Origin of the sequence: Pantoea sp. App145, assembly GCF_047947045.1 — a bacterium.
Classification (GTDB): domain Bacteria; phylum Pseudomonadota; class Gammaproteobacteria; order Enterobacterales; family Enterobacteriaceae; genus Pantoea.
The window spans coordinates 1,314,218-1,335,964 of the sequence record NZ_CP133290.1 but is presented as its reverse complement, the minus strand read 5'-3'; the positions used below and the strand labels follow the sequence as shown (position 1 = coordinate 1,335,964).

Here is a 21,747-nt window from a genome sequence, read left to right as displayed (position 1 = left end):
AAAATGAGCTATCAGGTTAGCGTCAGATGGCACGCTTGCCAACCGCTGAGACGAAAAAGAAATAATACAATGGTGGGGATTAATGCTACTTATTTTGAAGCGGATCACTGAAATGCAAAACGGAGCCATAAGGCTCCGTTTTAAGGTATTACACGGTGCTAATCGACAGATTAGAACTGGTAAACCAGACCTACTGCTACGATATCGTCGGTGTTCAGACCCAGCGGGTTGTCGTCGTTCAGCTGGTTGATTTTGTAGTCAACATAGGTAGACATGTTTTTGTTGAAGTAGTAGGTTGCGCCCACTTCAACATATTTGTACAGGTCAGCATCGCCGATACCTTCGATGTCTTTGCCTTTAGACTGCACGTAGGCGATAGACGGACGCAGGCCGAAGTCGAACTGGTACTGTGCTACGAATTCGATAACCTGAGTTTTGTTAGCAAAACCGTTCGGGTTAGTACCGTCAGCCAGGGTGATGTTGCTGTTAGAGATGTAGGTCGCGTTCTGAGTTTCGCTGTACATCGCTGCCAGGTATACGTTGTTCGCGTCATATTTCAGCGCAGTTGCCCACTGCTGAGCTTTGTCGCCGCTACCGTAAGTCATGGTGTTCTGAGCGTTAGTGCGATCGCTGGATGCATAAGCACCTACGATGCCAATACCGATCGGAGAGGTATAGGAGATTGAAGTACCCCAGCCGTCGCCGTTCGCACGACGCGGATCGTCGGTACGGTCGTTTTTGCCCTGGTACTGCAGAGCAAAGTTCAGGCCGTCAACCAGACCGAAGAAGTTGGTGTTACGGTAAGTTGCCAGACCGGTAGAACGGCCAGCCATGAAGTTATCAGAGTAACCAGAGTCACCGCCGTATTCCGGCAGCATGTCGGTCCAGCCGATTGCGTCGTAAACAACGCCGTAGTTACGACCGTAGTCGAAAGAACCCGCGTCAGCGAATTTCAGACCAGCAAAGCCCAGACGGGTTTTGTTGCCTGATTGCGCGTCAGAACCGCCTTCAGAGTTGTTAGCCTGGATGTTGTATTCCCACTGGCCGTAACCGGTCAGCTGGTCGGTGATCTGAGTTTCACCTTTGAAGCCGAAGCGCACGTAAGACTGGTCGCCGTCGTTGCTTGAGTCGTCAGAGAAGTAATGCAGACCATCAACTTTACCGTACAGGTCTAATTTGTTGCCATCTTTGTTGTAGATTTCTGCTGCGTTTGCTGCACCAGCAGCTAACAGAGCAGGGATAACCACTGCAAGAATGTTGCGCTTCATCATTTTTTATTACCCTCATTGGAGTTATTTGGACATCTGCCACTGCCGTCAAGAAACCTTTACGGGAACCTTGAAAGAAGTTTGGTGTCTCCTGTGTCTGCACGCATCTTTCCATCCCGGGGTTGGTAATTCTACCTCGAAAATGCTACTAATCTCGCAATTAAGTATCAAAAAGAAAATATGTATTACAAAATGTAAAATATCGGGAACTTTGTGAGAGAACTCTAAATTTACAAAAATAAAAAAAGGCCGGCAAAGCCGACCTCGTTATATATATGAATTACTTATAATTAATCGCGGATTTTAGAAATTGGCGTTACGCGGTGTACGTGGGAAGGGGATAACATCCCTTACATTTTGTACGCCGGTGACATAGGCGATTAACCGTTCGAAACCTAAACCGAAACCGGAGTGCGGCACGGTGCCGTAACGACGTAAGTCACGGTACCACCAGTAATCTTCTTTGTTCAGACCCATCTCAGCGAGGCGCGCATCCAGCACATCCAGACGCTCTTCACGTTGTGAACCCCCGATGATTTCACCAATGCCAGGTGCCAGCACATCCATCGCCGCAACGGTTTTGCCATCTTCGTTCATGCGCATGTAGAAGGCTTTGATATCTTTCGGATAGTTTTTCACCACCACCGGTGCCTTGAAGTGTTGCTCGGCAAGATAACGTTCGTGTTCTGACGACAAATCCACGCCCCAGGCGACCGGATTTTCGAAGCTCTGGCCGCTTTTCAGCAGAATCTCGATGGCATCGGTGTAGTCCACCTGCGCGAAATCTGCATTAACAAAACGTTCCAGGCGCGAAATCGCATCTTTGTCTACGCGCTCGGCAAAGAACGCCAGATCGTCGGCACGTTCTTCCAGCACCGCTTTAAACACGTACTTCAGCATGGCTTCAGCCAGCGCTGCCGCATCATCCAGGGTGGCAAATGCCACTTCCGGCTCCAGCATCCAGAATTCGGCCAGATGGCGGCTGGTATTGGAGTTTTCGGCACGGAAGGTCGGGCCAAAGGTGTAGACCTTCGACAGCGCACAGGCGTAGGTTTCACCGTTGAGCTGGCCGGATACCGTCAGGAAGGCTTCTTTACCGAAGAAGTCTTTATCGAAGTCAATTTTGCCCTGCGGATCGCGTGGCAGGTTTTCCAGATCCAGCGTCGAAACGCGGAACATTTCGCCAGCACCTTCGGTATCGGACGCAGTGATCAGCGGCGTGGAAACCCAGAAGTAACCATTCTCATGGAAAAAGCGATGCAGTGCCTGGGCCAGGGTATGGCGGACACGCGCGACTGCGCCAATCAGGTTGGTGCGCGGACGCAGGTGCGCCACTTCACGCAGGTATTCGATGCTGTGGCGTTTCGCCGCCATCGGGTAGGTGTCCGGATCGTCAACCCAGCCCACCACTTCAACCTGAGTGGCTTGCAGTTCAAACGCCTGGCCTTCACCCGGTGATTCCACCACTTTGCCGGTAATGATGACCGAGCAACCGGTGGTCAGACGCAGCACTTCGTCCTGATAATTATTCAGAGAATTATTGACGACAGCCTGAACGGGATTAAAGCAGGAACCGTCATAAACGGCGATAAAGGAAAGACCGGCTTTGGAATCTCTTCGGGTACGCACCCAACCACGTACGGTGACTTCACTGTCAACCGCGACACGGCCGTGTAGTACATCCGCTACAGGCACTACGCTCATAAATTTCTCTCTTTATATAGATGAAGTAATGTAATCCCCCATTTGGGGTTTTGCTATGTTACTTGTGAGCCATCAGGAAACAAGCAAAATTGCCGGGTCAGAGGGAGATTTGTTGCAGAACAGCAGGGTGCGGGCACCCTGCTGTATAAAGGTCAGCTGGCTCTTTTCACCAGCGGCAGGTCAAAGGCTTTACGCAACGCCCGAACGAAGGCTTTATCCTGGCAGATGGTTTTACCTGGACTGTCGGAAAGTTTCGCCACCGGTTTGCCATTGCAGCTCACCAGCTTGATCACGATATTCAGCGGCGTCACCCCTGGAATATCGCAGGTCAGACGCGTGCCGATACCAAACACCACATTGGCGCGCTGGCCAAAATGACGGTACAGCGCCAGCGCTTTATCCAGGTCGAGGTTGTCCGAGAACACCAGCGTTTTGCTGCGTGGGTCGATATCCAGCCGCTGATAATGCGCAATGGCTTTCTCACCCCATTCCACCGGATCGCCCGAATCATGGCGCAAGCCCTGATAGCGGTGAGCAAAGCCGGGGCCAAAATCACGCAGAAATGCATCCATGGTGATGCAATCGGTGAGGGCGATGCCGAGCTGGTCATCATATTCGTCCAGCCAGGATTGCAGCGCCGCGCGCTGGCTGTTGGCAAGAACCGGGCTAATCTGCTGATGCGCCTGGAACCATTCATGTGCCTGGGTGCCGACCGGGTTGAGCTGCAGACGGCGCGCCAGGTCATAGTTACTGGTGCCAACCAGCCACGGGAAATCCTGTTTCAGCGTGCTGACAATCGCTTCCTGCACCGGTTGTGAAAAGCGGCGACGGGTGCCAAAGTCCATCAGATGGAATCGGGACATATCCAGATCGCCCACTTTCTGCCGAAAATCAGCCAGCTTATGCTGCAGATGCGTGACCGCCTGATCTACGCCGATGTCCGGCGTGCGATGATGGTGTACCACTTCGCTGATCAGCGCCAGCAGCGGCACTTCCCACAGAATCACTTCACGCCACGGACCGCTAATCTGAATGGCGAGTTTGCCGTGGTCATTACGCACCACAACCTGGCCGGGATTAAAACGGAAACCACGCAGCCAGCTGAGGTAGTCGGCGTCAAAGAAGGGCAGGGCAGAAAGGTAACGATATTCCTCTTCGCTCAGGGCGAGGGATTGCATCGCATCGATATGGGTACGGAGTTCGTCCGCGTAGACGCCGAGCAACTCAGCGCCACGGCAGCGAAACTCCGCCGTGACCGGGACATCGTAATAACGATGATATACGGCCTGCTGCATATGAAGCTTGTAGGCATCGGTATCAAGCAGCGTGGTCAAAATCGGGGAAGCGTGTCCTGTCATGGTGCGTTTCAGCATCCTCTTCCGCGGAGCATAGCCCGGTGTTCAACAAAGTCATAAAGACGCAGGAGTATAAAACAGTAATAGACCGCGATCACACCATATTTGCGGGTAGCGGGTCGAGGGTCATTTGTGCCATTGTTAATAAATTGTAGCATTTTCTGCTAAGGCACGCATTGTGCGTGGCAACTGAGGCGCAACACGCTTAGACTTTGACGGGTAAACATTTTAACGATGCGAGAAGGATTTATGACGCAACAGCCGCAAATTAAATATCGTCACGACTACCGTGCCCCTGATTTCACCATCACCGATATCGATCTGACGTTTGAGCTTGATGCGGCCACCACGCGCGTCACTGCCGTAAGCCAGGTGAAGCGTTTAGGGAATAGCCAGGCCGAGCTGCGTCTGGACGGGGAAGACCTCACGCTGGTGTCACTGGCGGTAGATGGCAATGCCTGGGCGCATTATCGTGAAGAAGAGGGCGCGCTGGTGCTGAGCCAGCTGCCAGACAACTTTACCCTGACCATCATCAATGACATCCATCCGGATAAAAATACCGCCCTGGAAGGGCTGTACCAGTCGGGTGAAGCGCTGTGTACCCAGTGCGAAGCGGAAGGTTTCCGTCACATTACCTGGTATCTGGATCGCCCGGACGTGCTGGCGCGCTTTACCACCACTATTATTGCGGATGCGGCACGCTATCCGTTCCTGCTGTCCAACGGTAATAAGATGGAGAGCGGTCGCCATGAAGATGGCCGTCATTGGGTGAAATGGCAGGATCCGTTCCCAAAACCCTGTTATCTGTTTGCGCTGGTGGCCGGTGATTTTGACGTACTGCGCGACAGTTTTACCACCCGTTCAGGGCGTGATGTGGCGCTGGAGATCTTCGTCGATCGCGGCAACCTGGATCGTGCTGACTGGGCGATGACCTCGCTGAAAAACAGCATGGCGTGGGATGAAGAGCGTTTTGGCCTCGAATACGACCTCGATATCTTTATGATCGTCGCGGTGGATTTCTTCAATATGGGCGCAATGGAGAACAAAGGACTCAACGTCTTTAACTCTAAATATGTGCTGGCGAAAGCAGAAACCGCCACCGACAAAGATTATCTCGGCATTGAAGCGGTGATCGGCCACGAATATTTCCATAACTGGACCGGCAACCGTGTCACCTGCCGCGACTGGTTCCAGCTCAGCCTGAAAGAAGGGCTGACGGTGTTCCGCGATCAGGAATTCAGCTCTGACCTTGGCTCGCGAGCGGTCAATCGCATTGATAACGTCCGCGTGATGCGTGGTGCGCAGTTTGCTGAAGATGCCAGCCCGATGGCACATCCCATCCGCCCGGATCAGGTGATTGAGATGAACAACTTCTACACCCTGACGGTGTATGAAAAAGGTTCTGAAGTGATCCGTATGATGCATACCCTGTTGGGCGAAGAGAATTTCCAGAAGGGGATGCAGCTGTATTTTGAGCGTCACGATGGCAGTGCCGCGACCTGCGACGATTTTGTTCAGGCGATGGAAGATGCTTCCAATGTCGATCTGTCGCAGTTCCGCCGCTGGTATAGCCAGGCGGGTACGCCGGTGCTGACGGTGCGTGATGATTACAACCCGGAGCTGGAGCAATATACGCTGCATGTGACCCAGCACACGCCGCCCACCGCCGAGCAGAAAGAAAAGCTGCCGCTGCATATCCCGCTGGATATCGAACTTTACGATGGCGAAGGCAAGGTTATCCCGCTGCAACATAATGGCCATCCGGTGCACCATGTACTGAACGTAACCGAAGAGTTCCAGAGCTTCGTGTTTGATAACGTCTATTTCCAGCCGGTGCCATCACTGCTGCGTGAATTCTCTGCGCCGGTGAAGCTCGACTATAAATGGAGCGATGCACAACTGACGTTCCTGATGCGTCACGCGCGTAACGATTTCTCGCGCTGGGATGCGGCGCAGAGCCTGCTGGCGACTTACATCCGTCTGAATGTGGCGCGTCATCAGCAGGGGCAACCGCTGTCGCTGCCGCTGCATGTGGCCGATGCTTTCCGTGCGGTACTGCTGGATGAGCAGGGTGACCCGGCGTTGATGGCGCTGATCCTGTCACTGCCGTCAGAAAATGAAATCGCTGAGTTGTTTGAAGTGATTGATCCACAGGCGATTGCCGAAGTCCGCGAAGCGCTGGTACGCACCCTGGCCAAAGAACTGAGTGATGAGTTGCTGGCGGTTTATCGTGCCAATCAGAGCAGCGCATACCACATCGAGCATGCGGAAATCGGTAAGCGCGCGCTGAAGAATGTGTGTCTGGGCTATCTGGCGTTTGCCGATGCGGAACAGGCTGACCAACTGGTGCAGGCGCAATATCAGCAGGCCACCAATATGACCGATGCACTGGCTGCGTTGTCTGCGGCGGTTGCCGCTCAGTTACCGTGCCGCGATGCGTTACTGGCGGCGTATGACGAGCGCTGGCATCAGGATGGCCTGGTGATGGATAAATGGTTCGTGTTGCAGGCCACCAGCCCGGCCACTGACGTCCTGAGCAAAGTGCGGGAGCTGTTGCATCATCGTTCCTTCACCATGGGCAACCCGAACCGTATCCGTTCACTGATTGGTGCGTTTGCTTCGGCGAATCCAGCGGCATTCCATGCCAAAGATGGCAGTGGTTATCAGTTCCTGGTGGAGATGCTGACCGACCTCAACACGCGTAACCCGCAGGTTGCTGCGCGCATGATCGAGCCGCTGATTCGTCTGAAACGTTACGATGCAGGCCGCCAGGCGCTGATGCGTCAGGCGCTGGAGACGCTGAAAGGGCTGGATAAACTGTCCGGGGATCTGTACGAGAAGATCACCAAAGCTCTGAATGCGTAATTAACCGTAGCGGCGCGATTTATCGCGCGCCTTTTAAAACAGCGCAATAAATTGCGCCGCTACAGGTTCCATTAACGTTGCTGCGCAAACCGCAACGGCTGCTCGGTGGCGCTGCGCTTCATTACCCGATCCAGCACTTCCGCTTCCAGCTCGGCCAGCCGGGCAGAGCCGCGACGGCGTGGACGCGGTAGATCAACCGTTAAATCCAGTCCGATCTGGCCTTCTTCAATCAGCAACACCCGATCCGCCATGGCGACTGCTTCGCTGACATCGTGGGTGACTAAAAGCACCGTGAAGTTATGTTGCTGCCATAACGATTCAATCAATCCTTGCATCTCAATACGCGTCAGCGCATCCAGCGCCCCGAGAGGCTCGTCCAGCAACAACAGGCCGGGACGATGAATCAACGCACGCGCCAGCGCCACCCGCTGTTTCTGACCACCAGAGAGCGCCGCCGGCCATTCATTGGCGCGTTCCGCCAGGCCTACTGCCTCCAGCGCTTCCCGTGCACTTTCACGCCAGGCGCGACCTTTCAGCCCAAGGCCGACGTTATCGATCACCTTTTTCCACGGCAGCAGTCGGGCGTCCTGAAACATCAGGCGGGTATCCTCCCGCGCTGCCGCCAGTGGGGCATTTCCCGCCAGCAATTCACCACGGGTGGTGGATTCCAGCCCGGCCAGCAGGCGCAACAGGGTACTTTTGCCACAGCCGCTGCGACCCACTACCGCGACAAATTGTCCTGCCGGGATATGCAGGTCTATATTATTCAGGATGGTACGGTCGCCATATTGTTTGCTGACGCCGTTAACGCCCACCGGTGTGCCGCTGTTCAGGCGCGCCGGGGTGAGGGTTGCAGTGCTCATGCGTTAGCCTCCTTCAGTTGATAAGCCGGATGCCAGCGCAGCCATACGCGTTCCAGCAGTTGTGCCGCGACATCGGCCAGTTTGCCGAGCAGGGCATACAGAATGATGGCGACCACCACCACATCGGTTTGCAAAAATTCACGGGCATTCATCGCCAGATAGCCAATGCCAGAGTTGGCGGAAATCGTTTCGGCCACAATCAGCGTCAGCCACATCAGGCCGAGCGCAAAACGCACGCCTACCATGATGGAAGGTAGTGCGCCGGGCAGGATCACCTGAATAAACAGGCTCCAGCCGGAGAGGCCATAGCTGCGCGCCATTTCCACCAGACCACGATCGATATTACGGATACCGTGGTAGGTGTTGAGATAGATGGGGAACATGGTGCCGAGCGCGACGAGGAAAATTTTTGCCGCCTCATCAATGCCGAACCACAGGATCACCAGCGGGATCAACGCCAGGTGCGGCACGTTGCGCAGCATCTGCACTGAGGTATCGAGCAGGCGCTCCCCAAGGCGCGAAGTGCCAGTAATCAGACCCAGCACCAGGCCAATGGATCCGCCGATACCGAAACCAATCGCCGCGCGCCAGCTGCTGATGGCGAGGTTCTGCCACAGTTCACCGCTGGCGGTGAGACGCCAGAAAGTGATCAAAATATTCTCCGGCGATGGCAGGATACGCGTCGACAGTAGCCCGATTTGTGATGCCAGCTGCCAGACCACCACCAGCAGCACTGGCAGCAACCACGGCAGGAAGGCGTTACTGAGCTGTTTCCTGGACATTATGTGCTCCTCAACGCTGCGCGACTTTCTGCGGCATATAGTCATTCCCTACGGCTTCACCGTGCGGCTGAATGTTACGCGGCTGAGGAATCTGCGGCACTTCGAGGTCAAGATGCGGGAACAGCAACTCACCGACGCGATACGCTTCCTCCAGATGCGGATAGCCGGAGAGAATAAAGGTCTCGATGCCGAGATCTCTATATTCCTGCATGCGTGCGGCCACTGTCGGGCCATCACCGACTAACGCCGTACCGGCTCCGGTCCGCGCCAGGCCAACCCCGGCCCACAGATTCGGGCTGACTTCCAGCTTGTCACGACGGCCACCGTGCAGCGCCGCCATCCGTTGCTGGCCGACAGAATCGTAACGCGCGAACCCTGCCTGTGCTTTGGCAATGGTGGCGTCATCCAGATGAGAAATCAGCTGATCGGCTGCCCGCCACGCTTCTTCGTTGGTTTCACGCACGATAACGTGCAAACGGATGCCAAAACGTACTTTGCGGCCCTGCGCCTCGGCTTTGGCACGTACCTGGGCAATTTTCTCTTTCACCAGTGCCGGTGGTTCACCCCAGGTGAGATAGACATCAACCTGTTCCGCGGCCAAATCCTGCGCGGCATCGGAGGAACCACCAAACCACAACGGTGGGCGCGGTTGTTGCACCGGTTTAAACAGCAGGCGAGCACCGCGGACTTTGACGTGCTTGCCGTCATAATCGACGGTTTCGCCTTCCAGTACCCGACGCCAGATACGGGTAAATTCGGCGGACTCAACGTAACGCTCGCGGTGATCAAGAAACACGCCGTCACCCGCCAGTTCTTCCGGGTCGCCACCGGTCACCAGGTTAAACAACACGCGACCATTGGAGAGGCGATCGAGGGTAGCTGCCTGACGCGCGGCCTGCGTGGGGGAAATCACCCCTGGGCGCAGCGCGACCAGAAAACGCAGACGCTGCGTGACCGGAATCAGTGACGCCGCGACCAGCCAGGCGTCTTCGCAGGAGCGCCCGGTCGGAATCAGGACGCCACCAAAACCAAGGCGGTCGGCAGCCTGCGCCACCTGTTGCAGATAAGCATGATCAACCGCACGTGCCCCTTCGGCCGTGCCGAGATAGCGACCATCACCGTGAGTAGGAAGAAACCAGAATACGGATACGCTCATTGTTGACTCCTTAAGGCTGGGCGGACTGTGGCTGCCAGATGCGATCGGCGATGTTCACTTTTACCGGCATCAAATGATTGGCATAAAACAGGTCAGCGGTTTGTTGTTGGGCCTGCGCCGTATGGGCGCTGACCGGCGTAATGGTGGTGGGTGGACGATGATCGAGATAGCTGGCAATCACCGGTTTTGGCAGCCCCATCGCCTGTGCCAGCAGGTCAATACTTTGCTCGCGCTGGCTGCGGGTCAGGGCATCGGCGTCACTGAAGGTTTGCAGCACCTGCTGCACAAAATTGCCATTGGCTGCGGTAAATTTACGGGTGGCGAGATAGAACGAGCCGGTTTGATTCAGCTTGCTGCCATCCGCCAGCACGCGCACGCCGCCCTGCAACAGCGCGGCTGAGTAATAGGGATCCCAGATCGCCCAGGCATCGACATCACCCTGCTGAAATGCGGCACGGGCATCGGCAGGTGTCAGATAAGTGGGCTGGATATCTTTGAAGCTCAGACCGGCCTGCGCCAGCGCACGCAATAAAAGGTTGTGCGAGCTGGAGCCTTTCTGAAACGCCACCTTATGGCCCTTCAATTCGGCCACGCTGTGGATCGGGCTATCTTTCGGCACCAGAATCACCTCGGCTTTTGGCTTGGGCGGTTCCGCTCCGACATACAACAAATCGGCACCTGCCGCCTGCGCAAAAATCGGCGGGATATCGCCGGTACTGCCAAGATCGATACTGCCGACGTTCAGCGCTTCCAGCATTTGCGGGCCAGCGGGAAACTCAATCCATTGAATCTGGGTATGCGGAAAACGTTGTTCCAGCATCTGGTGTGATTTTGCCAGCACCATGCTGACCGAACCTTTCTGATAACCAATACGAAACTGGGCGGGTGCCTCTGCGGCATGCACACTGGCATTCAGCGTCAACACCGTTGCAAGGCCAGCCAGCCAGCGCGATAGCGTCCTTTTCATATCTCTTCCTTTTATACGGCCTGAGCGTAAGGTTGATGGCGGCGATGCAACGCATGCCAGAAGGTATCCAGCGCTTCATCAATGCGTGCGGCCAGCAACTGGTCCAGCTCGGGCTGGCGGTCATAATGGCTAATCTGGCTATCGTCGGCGAAGACGCCGTGCAGCACTTCCTGGGCTTTCAGGGCGTTCAGTACCGGTTTCAGAGCGTAATCCACCGCCAGCATATGGGCCACGCTTCCGCCGCTTGCCAGTGGCAGCACCACTTTGTGCTCCAGTGCACGCTCTGGCAGCAGATCGAGCAGCGTTTTCAGCGCGCCTGAAAAGGAAGCTTTATAAATCGGGGTGGCGACGATCAGGCCCTCGGCACTCGCCAGGTCCTCTTTCAGTGCCTGCAGTGCCGGGGAATCGAAACGCGCATAGAGCAGATCTTCCGGTTGAAAGTTGTGAATATTCCAGGGAATCACTTCGACACCGCGCGCTTCCAGCGCGTGCTGGCACAGGCTAAGCAACGCCGTAGAACGGGAAGGGAATCGAGGGCTGCCTGCCAGCGTAATAACCCGCATAGTCACTCCTTATAACTAAAAGTTATTGATTATCTGATATTGAGAACTGATGGCTTAATCCTGACAGAGCGGGGGGCGGGGCTTAAATGATTTATCCGGTAATGGTAAGCCGGAATCTGCAAATGGGCGGGCTATCAATCATTGGGTGGCAGAGGAGCGATACGACTATTCCGAAAACCCTGCGGTCACAAAATAGAAATGATTCATTCCGTTTAAGCAATAAAATGCGCTTTGGCGGTTTTATAAGTGTACAGAAGGATAAAAAGTGTATCGGCACCGCGCAGAAGGAATGTCTGCACCATACCAGATTGAAACGTGACAATATAAAGAATCTGGTAAGAATCTCCCATAAAAACAATCATCAAATTGATACCTTCTGTGTTGCACTTATGTCTTTTTGTTTCTTCTGGTATCAAATCCATCCATTTTTTCCTGGTCTGAGAAAAAAGTGTCTGGGATGAATATTCACGTATTTTTGTCTTAAATTACAAATGGCAAGATTTAAGCCCGAAACAGGAAGTAAACCACAACTCAACAGAATAAAAATAAAAACTGCATTCTTCACGGCTGGTAATCATTTAATTACCTGCTGTCAGGTACGGACAAAAAACGGAACTGTCAAAACGCCAGCGCTCTGATTAAGCTAGCGCTAAATGATTCTTTTGATGATGCATTCCGTGCGTTCTGGCGCACATGGATGTGATTGCTGTTTTTCTTTTTACCAGGTTGTTAAAAAAGAGAGTGATTATGTCAGAGAAACTACTTTCCGTTATCATCCCGACTTATAACGTAGAAAAATATATTGTTGAATGTGTGGATTCTCTGTTGCAGCAAATATCCGCGCCTAATGAAATCATTATCGTTAACGACAGTTCTACCGATGATACGCTGCATCTTCTTAACCAGCATTATGCCAACCTGCCACAGGTTCAGATTATTACCGTGCCCAACGGCGGGGCTGGGTTAGCGCGTGATAAAGGTATTGAGCTGGCGCAGGGGGAGTTTCTGTTTTTCTGTGACCCGGATGATCGCGTGGCACCGGGGTTGGTCAGCGAATTACAGCAGGTGGTGCAAACGCATCCGCAGGTAGAGTTGTTCTGTTTTAATTCAGTGGCGTTCGACCATGATCTGCCACACCGCGTTTCAGCAAAAGTGAAGCATGAGCTGACGGGGCTGCAACCCGCATCCGAGGTGTTTTCCTCTTTATTACGCAATGGTACCTATACCTCAGCGGCGTGGAACTACCTGCTGAAACGTTCGGTTATCGATAAATATCAGCTGCGCTTCCAGCACCGGGTACATGAAGATCACTGTTTCAGCCTTGGCGCTTTTCTGAAAAGTCGCCATGCCTGGGTTAGTGAGAAAAGTTATTATCAGCAACGTGTCCGTCAGGGGTCATTAACCCATGGACATAAAAATAGTGATTATTTTCTGCAGCGTTACCACGCTTTTATGCAGGCGTATCATGATTTAATGACATCACTTGAAAAAAATAACCGGCGTAATCAGTTACAAAAAGAATATTTGTTACATTCTTTCCGCCTGATGATTTACCTCTCGCTTTATAACCGCACGCCAGTGCCTTATTACGTGATTAATGCTATTCGTTTTCTTGGCCGTGAAATCAAACCAGCCGGTTTTAAAGAGTGGTTGCTGTTGAATCATCCGGAGCTGTTTATCCGTCTGCAAAATTACAAAGTGATTAAAGAGCTGAAGAAAAACAGCCTTATTCCGAAAAGTGTTCCGGTGGTTTGATTGCACCAGGGATAAGTGCGAAAGTCATTACTTGTATGAGCATTAAGGTTGTTGCGTCATGGCAAAAACACTCGATAAGAGTTTAGTAATTAATATTTTATCTTTGCTGGCCTATCGGGGAGCGTCATTTCTCTTTCCTTTAGTCACCTTACCCTATCTGGCGCGAATACTTGGCGTCAATCAAATGGGGGTGCTGGCGCTGGCCATCGCCTGCGTGCTTTATTGCAGCACCATTTCAGACTGGGGTTTTAACGTTTATACCACCAAGGACATTGCTCACCATCGTGAGGATAAAGTCCGGGTGACGCAGATATTCTGGTCAACTTTCAATGCAAAATTGATGCTGATGCTTTCAACCAGCGGCGTGCTGTTACTCGCTACCTGGTTAAATCCGTCCTGGCATTTCCTGTTCTGGATAGTACTGGCGAACTGCACCACGCTGCTGGGGTCGTTGTTTTCCTTTGGCTGGCTGATGCAGGGCTTTGAGAAGCTCGGTAAAACGGCGGTGATTGCCACCTTTGGCAATTTCTGCGCCATCCCGCTGACGTTTCTGCTGGTGAAAACCCCGAACGATACCTGGCTGGCGGCGATGATTCCGGGTGTGGTGTCAATTATCAGCGCGCTGATTACCCTGCGGTTTGTGCTGAAGATGAAGGTGATTGGTCGCTACCGCTTCGAACCCAGTGAAATCATGCAACGCCTGAAAGACAGCGTGCACGTCTTTATCGCCATCGCCGGTGCGAATTTATTTAACAGCGTCAACGTGGTGATTCTGGCCGCCTTTACCTCGCATTATGCCATCGGGATCTATAACGGGGCCGATCGCCTGCGTAAGGCAGCCAACTCGGTGCCGGAACAGATTGGCAACGCGTTTTTTCCACGCGTCAGTTATTTGTTTGCGCGTGATAAGGCAGCAGCCATCGCGGCGACACGCAAAAGTTTGCTGATCTCGTTTCTGCTCAGCTTCGGTATTGTGATCTTCACGTATTTCTTCGCTGATGAAGTGGTCCGTATTCTGCTCGGCCCGGAATTTGTTGCCTCGGCTGACGTGCTGCGTGTGTTTGTGTTGTGTTTCCTGTTTGGCAACATTGCTTACCCGGCAGGATTACAGGTGTTGATCCCCCATGGCCTGGCGCGTCAGCGTATGCTGGTGATGCTCGGCCCGGGTGTCATCAATATTCCAGTCTGTGCCTTTCTGGCGTGGAAATACGGTGCCATAGGCGCGGCATGGTCGATGGTGATTGCCGAATTCCTCGTTTGCGTCGGGATTTTCTGGGTGATGGCTCGCCACGGGATTCTGCGTGAGTATCTGCGTAATCCCTCTGCCACCACCACACCGATTAAAGACGCCGCAAGCTAATGATGATGCAGGTCAATTCGGCCTGCGTTTCCTCGCGCTGCAATTTACTTTTGTGCCAGAGGCCATTACCATTCTGGCGCACAATTTCCCGTGCACCCCGACTTTCACGAAGCTTCCGCCATTCAGGAGAGTGCATGTTATATCCTATCGTCCGGCCGGCGCTGTTTAAGCTCGATCCAGAGCGTGCGCACGAACTCACCTTGCATCAACTGCGTTTTATCAGTGGCACCCCGCTGGAAGGGTTTATCCGCCAGTCTTTACCCGCGCGTCCGGTTAACTGCATGGGGCTGACGTTTCCCAATGCCCTTGGACTGGCAGCCGGCCTCGACAAAAATGCAGAATGCATTAATGCCTTTGGTGCGATGGGTTTTGGTTTTGTCGAAGTGGGTACCGTCACACCGCGCCCGCAACCCGGTAATGATAAGCCGCGTATGTTCCGCCTGGTGGAAGCGGAAGGGATTATCAACCGTATGGGATTTAATAATCAGGGCGTCGATTACCTGGTTGAGAACGTTAAAAAGGCGCATTTTAAAGGAATTCTTGGTATCAATATTGGCAAAAATAAAGATACGCCGGTCGAGCAGGGGAAAGATGATTATCTGACCTGCATGGAAAAGGTGTATGCCCACGCGGGTTATATTGCCATCAATATTTCCTCACCTAACACCCCAGGATTACGCACGCTGCAATATGGTGAAGCGTTGGATGATCTGCTGGTAGCCATCAAATTAAAACAAAAAGAGTTGCAGGAACGGCATCTTAAATATGTTCCCGTGGCGGTGAAGATCGCGCCGGATCTTTCTGAAGAAGAGTTGATCCAGATTGCTGACAGTTTAGTTCGCCACGAAATTGATGGTGTGATTGCGACCAACACCACCCTCGACCGTTCACTGGTCAGCGGCCTGAAATACGGCGAAGAAGCCGGTGGTTTAAGTGGTCGTCCGGTGCAGAATCGCAGCACCGAAATCATCCGCCGCCTGTCACAAGAGTTGCAGGGACGTCTGCCCATTATTGGTGTGGGTGGTATTGATTCGCTGGTGGCGGCACGGGAAAAAATTGCCGCAGGTGCCACGCTGGTCCAGATATACTCCGGATTTATATATAAAGGTCCTGGCTTAATTAAAGATATCGTGACCCATCTCTAAGACATTTCCCACATTCCCGCGCCAGGGGGTTTATTTATCCCTCTGGCTCGTTTATATTTTGTCCTGCTGGTGTATTTTTCAGCTTTTTCCTTAGCGTTATTTTCCTTTTGCTGTGAAGCGTAATTTTGCGCAGCGATGAACCACAGGGCACATCATGAAAATCAAACCCGATGACAACTGGCGTTGGTATTTTGACGCGGAGCATGACCGGATGATGCTTGATCTGGCCGATGGCATGTTATTTCGCTCGCGCTTCTCACGCAAAATGCTGACCCCAGATGCCTTTAATGAAAGCGGTTTTTGCGTTGATGACGCCGCGCTTTATTTTACCTTTGAAGAACGTTGTCGTCAGAGTGGATTAAAAAGCGATCATCGCGCCGAGCTGGTATTAAATGCGCTGGTCGCCAGCCGTTTTCTGAAACCACTGATGCCAAAAAGCTGGCACTTCACCAGCCATGCGCACAGCTGGCAACCCGTCGCAGGCGATATGGTGGCAGTGACCCTGGCAGACAGCGGCGAACAGGCGCAATTGCTGGTGGTGGAAAGCGGAGAAAATGCCGCGCTTTGTTTGCTGGCACAACATGCGCTGACCGTAGCCGGTAAAGGTATGGTGCTGGGGGATGCGATCAAAGTGATGAACGATCGTCTGCAACTTTGTAAGCCCGAATCTTCCGCCCAGTTTGCCCGGGCGGTGTGACGCGTTACGCCAGCTCGATATCGCCAGCCGGAATACAACTACAGCTCAGGATGGTGCCATCCTGACGCACTGCGCTTTTCTTTAAGGCTTTCACTTCACCTGCTACCAGCGTCATTTTACAGCTGCCACAGATACCGGCGCGGCAGGAGTAGGGAATGCGAAAACCCTGCATTTCAAGCTGTTCCAGCAGCACCTGCTGATTATCTCCGGTAAATTCGGTGCCCTGATAGCCAATGGTGACGTTACTCAGATTGCTGGTTACAGGGGCCAGGGTTTCCACTAACTGACCGGCACCGTAGCGGCGCGCGGGCTGTTTTTCAATGATGGTGACCTGATCGCCAACGCGGATCACGCCACTGTTCAGGGCGATCAAATTCAGACCAAAATCGATATCACCGCTGCCATCCTGGGCGCTACGGAAGCGTTGCAACGTGGCTAGCGGTTCACCCTGGGGATGTTTCTGCCCGCTTTCGGTGCCGACGGTAGTAAACACGCAGCGGCTGCAGGGCTTCGGCATCTCAAAAGTGATATCGCCAATGGTTAACTTTTTCCAGCTGTCTTCTTCCCACGCCTGCGCGCCGCTGACCACCAGGTTAGGGCGGAACTGTTCTACACGAACGCTGGCCGGGCAACGTTGTTGCAGATCCTGCAATGAAGCCATATTGACCAGCAGATAAGGAAAACCATCCGCAAAACTGAGCGGCACCTGATCAAAGCGTTTTACCCGGCGGGTCGGCTGCGATCCGGTCCAGCGCAATTGGACCGGGCGAGGGAAAAAGCCACTCAGCCATTGGTTGATCTCTGCCGGGGCGATGCGTGAGGTGAAATGGTTACCCCAGACTTCAGTAGGGGCGTCAACGGTAGCAAAATCAGCAAAGCGGATTAACGCCTGGCTACCGTCCGGTGCCTGCAAAAACAGGCCATCGGGCAGCAGCGCTGGGGTAAAACGCACCATTTCCGGATACTGCCGGGCAGTGATAAAGGTGCCATCAGTTTCGGTAACCATAAAGATGCGGTCAAAGGCCAGGCCACTCTCCATTACCTGGGCATGCGACAGTTGCAAACCGCGCATTGATTTTACCGGATGGATAAACAGACGGGACAACGTAATCATCACCACTCCCTGAAAGCCGTCATGCTGGACAAAAAGAAGCTAACTTTATGACATAGGACGCTGATTCGCTATAATGCGCAACAATTTTATCAGGAGTAGAAGTGACGATATGAATTCTCTGTTTGCCAGTACGGCGCGCGGGCTTGAAGAACTGCTTAAAACTGAGCTGGACGCGCTGGGTGCGCAGGATTTGCAGGTGGTGCAGGGCGGTGTCCATTTTGAGGCCGACGACCGCGTGATGTACCAAAGCCTGCTGTGGAGCCGCCTGGCTTCACGTATTTTACTGCCGCTGGGAGAATTCGGCGTCTGGAGCGATCTCGATCTTTACGTCGGCGCCCAGAGCATTCCGTGGTGCGACATCTTTGACAGCGAGACCAGCTTCGCCATTCATTTCAGCGGCACCAACGAGGTGATCCGTAATAGTCAGTTTGGCGCGTTGCGTATCAAAGATGCCATCGTGGACAGTTTTACCCGCCAGAATTTGCCGCGTCCGAATGTTGATCGTGAGCAGCCAGGGATTCGTATCAACGCCTGGCTGAATAAAGATCGCGTCAGCATCGCACTGGATCTGAGTGGCGATGCCCTGCACCAGCGTGGTTATCGCCAGCAAACCGGGCAGGCTCCGCTGAAAGAGAATCTGGCGGCGGCGATTGTGCTGCGTTCTGGCTGGCAAAACGGCACCCCGCTTGTCGACCCGATGTGCGGTTCCGGTACGTTGCTGATTGAAGCGGCGTTAATCGCCTGCGATCGCGCTCCGGGCCTGCTGCGTTCACGCTGGGGCTTTAACCGCTGGAAAAAACACAATCAAACGCTGTGGCAGGAACTGCGTAGCGAAGCGATGCAACGTGCGCGTCTGGGAACGGAAGCAACCAGTGCCCGTTTCTTTGGCTACGATAACGACGGCCGCGTGCTGGAGTGGGCGCGAGCCAATGCGCGCCGCGCTGGTGTGGCCGATCTCTTTACCTTTGCCCAGCAGGACGTGCTGAAGCTGCATAATCCGCTGTCAGGCGATGTGACCGGCACGGTGCTGAGCAACCCGCCATATGGCGAGCGTCTGGAAAGTGAGCCTGCGCTGATTGCGCTGCACAGCCAGCTGGGCCGCATCATGAAGCAGCAATTTGGTGGCTGGAACCTGTCGTTGTTCAGTGCCTCGCCAGAACTGCTGAGTTGCCTGTCATTGCGTGCCGATCGCCAGTTCAAAGCGAAAAACGGTCCGCTGGAATGTGTGCAGAAAAATTATCAGCTGGCGGCCAGTAGTGGCGAAAGTTCGGCACAGATTGCTGATGATTATGCCAACCGCCTGCGCAAGAATGTGAAAAAGCTGGAGAAGTGGGCGCGTCAGTCAAATATTGATTGTTATCGCCTGTACGATGCCGACCTGCCGGAATATAACGTTGCAGTGGATCGCTACGGCGATTGGGTGGTGATTCAGGAATATGCGCCGCCAAAAACCGTTGATGCGAGCAAAGCGCGTCAGCGTCTGTTTGATGTGATCAGCGCGACGCTCAGCGTGCTGGAGATCCCGGCAAATCGTCTGGTGTTGAAAACCCGCGAACGTCAGAAAGGCAAAAACCAGTATCAGAAACTGGGTGAGAAGGGCGATTTCTTTGAAGTTCAGGAATTTAACGCGCGCTTCCTGGTTAACCTGACGGATTATCTCGACACCGGCCTGTTCCTCGATCACCGCATCGCACGTCAGATGCTGGGTAAAATGAGCCAGGGTAAAGATTTCCTCAATCTGTTTTCTTACACCGGCAGCGCCAGTGTGCATGCCGGTCTGGGTGGCGCGAAATCCACCACCACGGTGGATATGTCCCGTACCTACCTGGAGTGGGCAGAGCGCAATTTGCGTCTCAACGGCCTGACGGGGCGTCAGCATCGCCTGATGCAGGCGGATTGCCTGAGCTGGCTGCGCGAAAGCGATGAACAGTTCGATCTGATCTTTATTGATCCGCCCACGTTCTCCAACTCGAAACGGATGGAAGACGATTTTGACGTGCAGCGCGATCATTTGATGCTGATGCAGAACCTGAAGCGTCTGCTGCGTCGTGGCGGTACCATTATGTTTTCTAACAACAAGCGCGGCTTCAAAATGGATCTCGACGGGTTGCAGCGCCTGGGCTTACAGGCGCAGGATATCACCCAGAAAACCCAGTCGCAGGATTTTGCCCGCAACCGTCACATTCACAACTGCTGGCTGGTCAGCCACGCCGGTAAGGAATAAGTTTTATGTCACTGATCAGTATCCATGGCGCTTACCTGTCATTCAGCGATGCGCCGCTGTTGGATAATACCGAACTGCATATTGAAGAAGGCGAGCGCGTCTGTCTGGTGGGGCGCAACGGTGCCGGTAAATCCACGCTGATGAAAATCATCAACGGCGAACAACCGCTGGATGATGGCCGCATTATTTATGAAACCGACCTGGTCGTGGCGCGTCTGCAACAGGATCCGCCACGCAATATTACCGGCTCGGTGTATGACTTTGTTGCAGAAGGGGTGGAAGAACAGGCCGAGCATCTGAAGGCTTACCACGCCATTTCCCATGTGGTGATGGAAGATCCCAGCGAGAAAAATCTCAACGAAATGGCGCGTCTGCAGGCCATTCTTGATCACCAGAACCTGTGGCAGCTGGAAAGCCGTATCAATGATGTGCTGGAAAAAATTGGTTTGCAGGCCGATACCGAGTTGTCGTCGCTGTCGGGCGGCTGGCTGCGTAAAGCGGCGCTGGGTCGCGCGCTGGTCAGCAATCCGCGTGTGCTGATGCTGGATGAACCAACCAACCACCTCGATATTGAAACCATCGACTGGCTGGAAACTTTCCTCAAAACCTTTACCGGCAGCATCGTGTTTATTTCGCATGACCGCTCCTTTATTCGCAATATGGCGACGCGCATTGTCGATCTCGACCGTGGCAAGCTGGTCTCGTGGCCGGGGGATTACGATCAGTATCTGCTGGGCAAAGAAGAAGCGCTGCGTGTAGAAGAACTGCAAAATGCCGAATTCGACCGCAAACTGGCGCAGGAAGAAGTGTGGATTCGCCAGGGTATCAAAGCGCGTCGTACCCGTAACGAAGGCCGTGTTCGCGCCCTGAAAGCGCTGCGTCGTGAGCGTTCTGAACGCCGTGACGTGATGGGTAAAGCCAATATGCAGGTGGGTGAAGCTTCGCGCTCCGGCAAAATCGTCTTTGAGCTGGAAAATGTTGACTACGCCGTCGATGGCAAAGTGCTGGTGAAGGATTTTTCTTCGCAGGTGCAGCGTGGCGACAAGATTGCGCTGATTGGCCCTAACGGCTGCGGGAAAACCACGCTGCTGCGCCTGATGCTACAACAGCTGAAGGCAGACAGCGGCCGTGTACATTCCGGTACCAAGCTGGAAGTGGCGTACTTCGACCAGCATCGCGCGGAACTCGATCCGGACCGTACCGTGATGGATAACCTGGCTGAAGGTAAGCAGGAAGTGCTGGTGAACGGTAAACCGCGCCATGTGCTGGGCTATTTGCAGGACTTCCTGTTCCACCCGAAACGTGCCATGACGCCGGTGCGTGCGCTGTCGGGCGGTGAGCGTAACCGCCTGCTGCTGGCGCGCCTGTTCCTCAAGCCCAGCAACCTGATGATTCTCGATGAACCGACCAACGACCTCGATGTGGAAACGCTGGAGTTGCTGGAAGAGTTGATTGACGGCTATCAGGGCACCGTGCTGCTGGTCAGCCACGATCGTCAGTTCGTGGATAATACCGTCACCGAATGCTGGATCTTTGAAGGTAACGGTGAGATTGGCGCCTTTGTGGGCGGTTATCATGATGCCCAGCAACAGCGTGCGGCGTATAAGCAGCTGAAAACCGCGTCGGCGGCGAAAACCAGCGCCAGCGCTGAAAAAACGGCTGAGAAAAATGATGCCAACAAACGGGGTTCAGGCAAGCTAAGCTATAACCTGACGCGTGAGCTGGAGCAGTTACCGCAAAAACTGGAACAGCTGGAAACGCGTATTGGCGAGTTGCAGGCGCAGATGAGTCATCCGGATTTCTTCAGCCAGCCACATGACAAAACGCAGCCGGTGCTGGATGCGCTGGCGCAGACCGAGCAGGAACTGGAAACGGCGTTTGAACGCTGGGAAGAACTGGAAGCGCTGAAAAACGGCGCTTAATGCAGAA

17 protein-coding genes are annotated in these 21,747 nt (G+C 53.8%); 7 read left to right on the top strand and 10 right to left on the bottom strand.

The features are described from left to right. Positions 1 to 170: 170 nt before the first annotated feature. From ompF to pncB, 3 genes are all read right to left on the bottom strand, one after another. The gene (gene ompF / locus RCF31_RS06100; RefSeq protein WP_416412826.1) at positions 171 to 1,271 is read right to left on the bottom strand and encodes a porin OmpF; all 1,101 of its coding nucleotides are present in this window, start codon (positions 1,269 to 1,271) and stop codon (positions 171 to 173) included. Positions 1,272 to 1,571: 300 nt separating this feature from the next. Next, positions 1,572 to 2,972 carry an asparagine--tRNA ligase gene (asnS, locus tag RCF31_RS06095; RefSeq protein WP_416412825.1) on the bottom strand — a complete coding sequence of 467 codons (1,401 nt, stop codon included), beginning with the start codon at positions 2,970 to 2,972 and terminating at the stop codon, positions 1,572 to 1,574. Between the two features lie 152 nt (positions 2,973 to 3,124). Continuing rightward, positions 3,125 to 4,345, bottom strand: a complete 1,221-nt coding sequence (gene pncB, locus RCF31_RS06090; protein WP_299446093.1) for a nicotinate phosphoribosyltransferase — start codon at positions 4,343 to 4,345, stop codon at positions 3,125 to 3,127. A 231-nt stretch (positions 4,346 to 4,576) separates the two neighbouring features. On the opposite strand from pncB, the gene pepN reads away from it, so the two are divergent. Then, positions 4,577 to 7,192 (top strand): aminopeptidase N, encoded by a 2,616-nt coding sequence (gene pepN / locus RCF31_RS06085; protein WP_416412824.1) that lies wholly within the window; start codon positions 4,577 to 4,579, stop codon positions 7,190 to 7,192. 71 nt (positions 7,193 to 7,263) lie between these two features. Here pepN and ssuB read toward each other — a convergent pair whose 3' ends face one another. From ssuB to RCF31_RS06055, 6 genes are all read right to left on the bottom strand, one after another. Next, on the bottom strand, positions 7,264 to 8,055 hold the full coding sequence (gene ssuB, locus RCF31_RS06080) for an aliphatic sulfonates ABC transporter ATP-binding protein (RefSeq protein WP_299446087.1): 792 nt from the start codon (positions 8,053 to 8,055) through the stop codon (positions 7,264 to 7,266). Beyond that, entirely contained in the window at positions 8,052 to 8,837 is a 786-nt protein-coding gene (gene ssuC / locus RCF31_RS06075) for an aliphatic sulfonate ABC transporter permease SsuC (protein WP_299446084.1), read from the bottom strand. Before ssuC ends, ssuB begins: the two co-directional genes overlap by 4 nt. Before the next feature lie 10 nt (positions 8,838 to 8,847). After that, positions 8,848 to 9,993, bottom strand: coding sequence for an FMNH2-dependent alkanesulfonate monooxygenase (gene ssuD, locus RCF31_RS06070; RefSeq protein WP_416412823.1), 1,146 nt, complete (start codon positions 9,991 to 9,993; stop codon positions 8,848 to 8,850). Positions 9,994 to 10,003: 10 nt separating this feature from the next. Then, a complete protein-coding gene (locus RCF31_RS06065; protein ID WP_416412822.1) occupies positions 10,004 to 10,960 on the bottom strand; it encodes a sulfonate ABC transporter substrate-binding protein in 957 nt (318 codons plus the stop codon). A gap of 11 nt (positions 10,961 to 10,971) precedes the next feature. Continuing rightward, positions 10,972 to 11,523: an NADPH-dependent FMN reductase gene (gene ssuE / locus RCF31_RS06060; RefSeq protein WP_416412821.1), complete on the bottom strand. Its 552-nt coding sequence runs from the start codon at positions 11,521 to 11,523 to the stop codon at positions 10,972 to 10,974. Positions 11,524 to 11,735: 212 nt separating this feature from the next. Continuing rightward, positions 11,736 to 11,945, bottom strand: coding sequence for a hypothetical protein (locus tag RCF31_RS06055; RefSeq protein WP_416412819.1), 210 nt, complete (start codon positions 11,943 to 11,945; stop codon positions 11,736 to 11,738). Positions 11,946 to 12,270: 325 nt separating this feature from the next. Here RCF31_RS06055 and RCF31_RS06050 point away from each other — a divergent pair, with 325 nt between their 5' ends. The 4 genes from RCF31_RS06050 to RCF31_RS06035 all read left to right on the top strand — a co-directional run bounded on the left by RCF31_RS06050 (position 12,271) and on the right by RCF31_RS06035 (position 16,480). Next, a complete protein-coding gene (locus tag RCF31_RS06050) occupies positions 12,271 to 13,278 on the top strand; it encodes a glycosyltransferase family 2 protein (RefSeq protein ID WP_299446070.1) in 1,008 nt (335 codons plus the stop codon). A 58-nt stretch (positions 13,279 to 13,336) separates the two neighbouring features. After that, a complete protein-coding gene (locus RCF31_RS06045; RefSeq protein ID WP_299446067.1) occupies positions 13,337 to 14,638 on the top strand; it encodes a flippase in 1,302 nt (433 codons plus the stop codon). Between the two features lie 134 nt (positions 14,639 to 14,772). Next, entirely contained in the window at positions 14,773 to 15,783 is a 1,011-nt protein-coding gene (pyrD, locus tag RCF31_RS06040) for a quinone-dependent dihydroorotate dehydrogenase (protein ID WP_416412818.1), read from the top strand. 154 nt (positions 15,784 to 15,937) lie between these two features. Next, on the top strand, positions 15,938 to 16,480 hold the full coding sequence (locus RCF31_RS06035; protein WP_416412817.1) for a cell division protein ZapC: 543 nt from the start codon (positions 15,938 to 15,940) through the stop codon (positions 16,478 to 16,480). Positions 16,481 to 16,484: 4 nt separating this feature from the next. Here the strand turns inward: RCF31_RS06035 and RCF31_RS06030 are convergent, their stop codons facing one another. Then, complete coding sequence (locus tag RCF31_RS06030; protein ID WP_416412816.1) at positions 16,485 to 17,594, bottom strand: YcbX family protein; 1,110 nt, start codon at positions 17,592 to 17,594, stop codon at positions 16,485 to 16,487. A 109-nt stretch (positions 17,595 to 17,703) separates the two neighbouring features. On the opposite strand from RCF31_RS06030, the gene rlmKL reads away from it, so the two are divergent. Together rlmKL and RCF31_RS06020 are read left to right on the top strand one after the other, a co-directional pair. Beyond that, the gene (gene rlmKL / locus RCF31_RS06025) at positions 17,704 to 19,818 is read left to right on the top strand and encodes a bifunctional 23S rRNA (guanine(2069)-N(7))-methyltransferase RlmK/23S rRNA (guanine(2445)-N(2))-methyltransferase RlmL (RefSeq protein ID WP_299446054.1); all 2,115 of its coding nucleotides are present in this window, start codon (positions 17,704 to 17,706) and stop codon (positions 19,816 to 19,818) included. Between the two features lie 5 nt (positions 19,819 to 19,823). Further along, positions 19,824 to 21,740, top strand: coding sequence for an ABC transporter ATP-binding protein (locus RCF31_RS06020; RefSeq protein WP_416412814.1), 1,917 nt, complete (start codon positions 19,824 to 19,826; stop codon positions 21,738 to 21,740). Positions 21,741 to 21,747 lie beyond the last annotated feature (7 nt).

Bases quoted from the DNA above. Each gene is read 5' to 3' on its own strand.
- ompF (WP_416412826.1), bottom strand. From the start codon at position 1,271: ATGATGAAGCGCAACATTCTTGCAGTGGTTATCCCTGCTCTGTTAGCT.
- asnS (WP_416412825.1), bottom strand. From the start codon at position 2,972: ATGAGCGTAGTGCCTGTAGCGGATGTACTACACGGCCGTGTCGCGGTT.
- pncB (WP_299446093.1), bottom strand. From the start codon at position 4,345: ATGCTGAAACGCACCATGACAGGACACGCTTCCCCGATTTTGACCACG.
- pepN (WP_416412824.1), top strand. From the start codon at position 4,577: ATGACGCAACAGCCGCAAATTAAATATCGTCACGACTACCGTGCCCCT.
- ssuB (WP_299446087.1), bottom strand. From the start codon at position 8,055: ATGAGCACTGCAACCCTCACCCCGGCGCGCCTGAACAGCGGCACACCG.
- ssuC (WP_299446084.1), bottom strand. From the start codon at position 8,837: ATGTCCAGGAAACAGCTCAGTAACGCCTTCCTGCCGTGGTTGCTGCCA.
- ssuD (WP_416412823.1), bottom strand. From the start codon at position 9,993: ATGAGCGTATCCGTATTCTGGTTTCTTCCTACTCACGGTGATGGTCGC.
- RCF31_RS06065 (WP_416412822.1), bottom strand. From the start codon at position 10,960: ATGAAAAGGACGCTATCGCGCTGGCTGGCTGGCCTTGCAACGGTGTTG.
- ssuE (WP_416412821.1), bottom strand. From the start codon at position 11,523: ATGCGGGTTATTACGCTGGCAGGCAGCCCTCGATTCCCTTCCCGTTCT.
- RCF31_RS06055 (WP_416412819.1), bottom strand. From the start codon at position 11,945: ATGGATTTGATACCAGAAGAAACAAAAAGACATAAGTGCAACACAGAA.
- RCF31_RS06050 (WP_299446070.1), top strand. From the start codon at position 12,271: ATGTCAGAGAAACTACTTTCCGTTATCATCCCGACTTATAACGTAGAA.
- RCF31_RS06045 (WP_299446067.1), top strand. From the start codon at position 13,337: ATGGCAAAAACACTCGATAAGAGTTTAGTAATTAATATTTTATCTTTG.
- pyrD (WP_416412818.1), top strand. From the start codon at position 14,773: ATGTTATATCCTATCGTCCGGCCGGCGCTGTTTAAGCTCGATCCAGAG.
- RCF31_RS06035 (WP_416412817.1), top strand. From the start codon at position 15,938: ATGAAAATCAAACCCGATGACAACTGGCGTTGGTATTTTGACGCGGAG.
- RCF31_RS06030 (WP_416412816.1), bottom strand. From the start codon at position 17,594: ATGATTACGTTGTCCCGTCTGTTTATCCATCCGGTAAAATCAATGCGC.
- rlmKL (WP_299446054.1), top strand. From the start codon at position 17,704: ATGAATTCTCTGTTTGCCAGTACGGCGCGCGGGCTTGAAGAACTGCTT.
- RCF31_RS06020 (WP_416412814.1), top strand. From the start codon at position 19,824: ATGTCACTGATCAGTATCCATGGCGCTTACCTGTCATTCAGCGATGCG.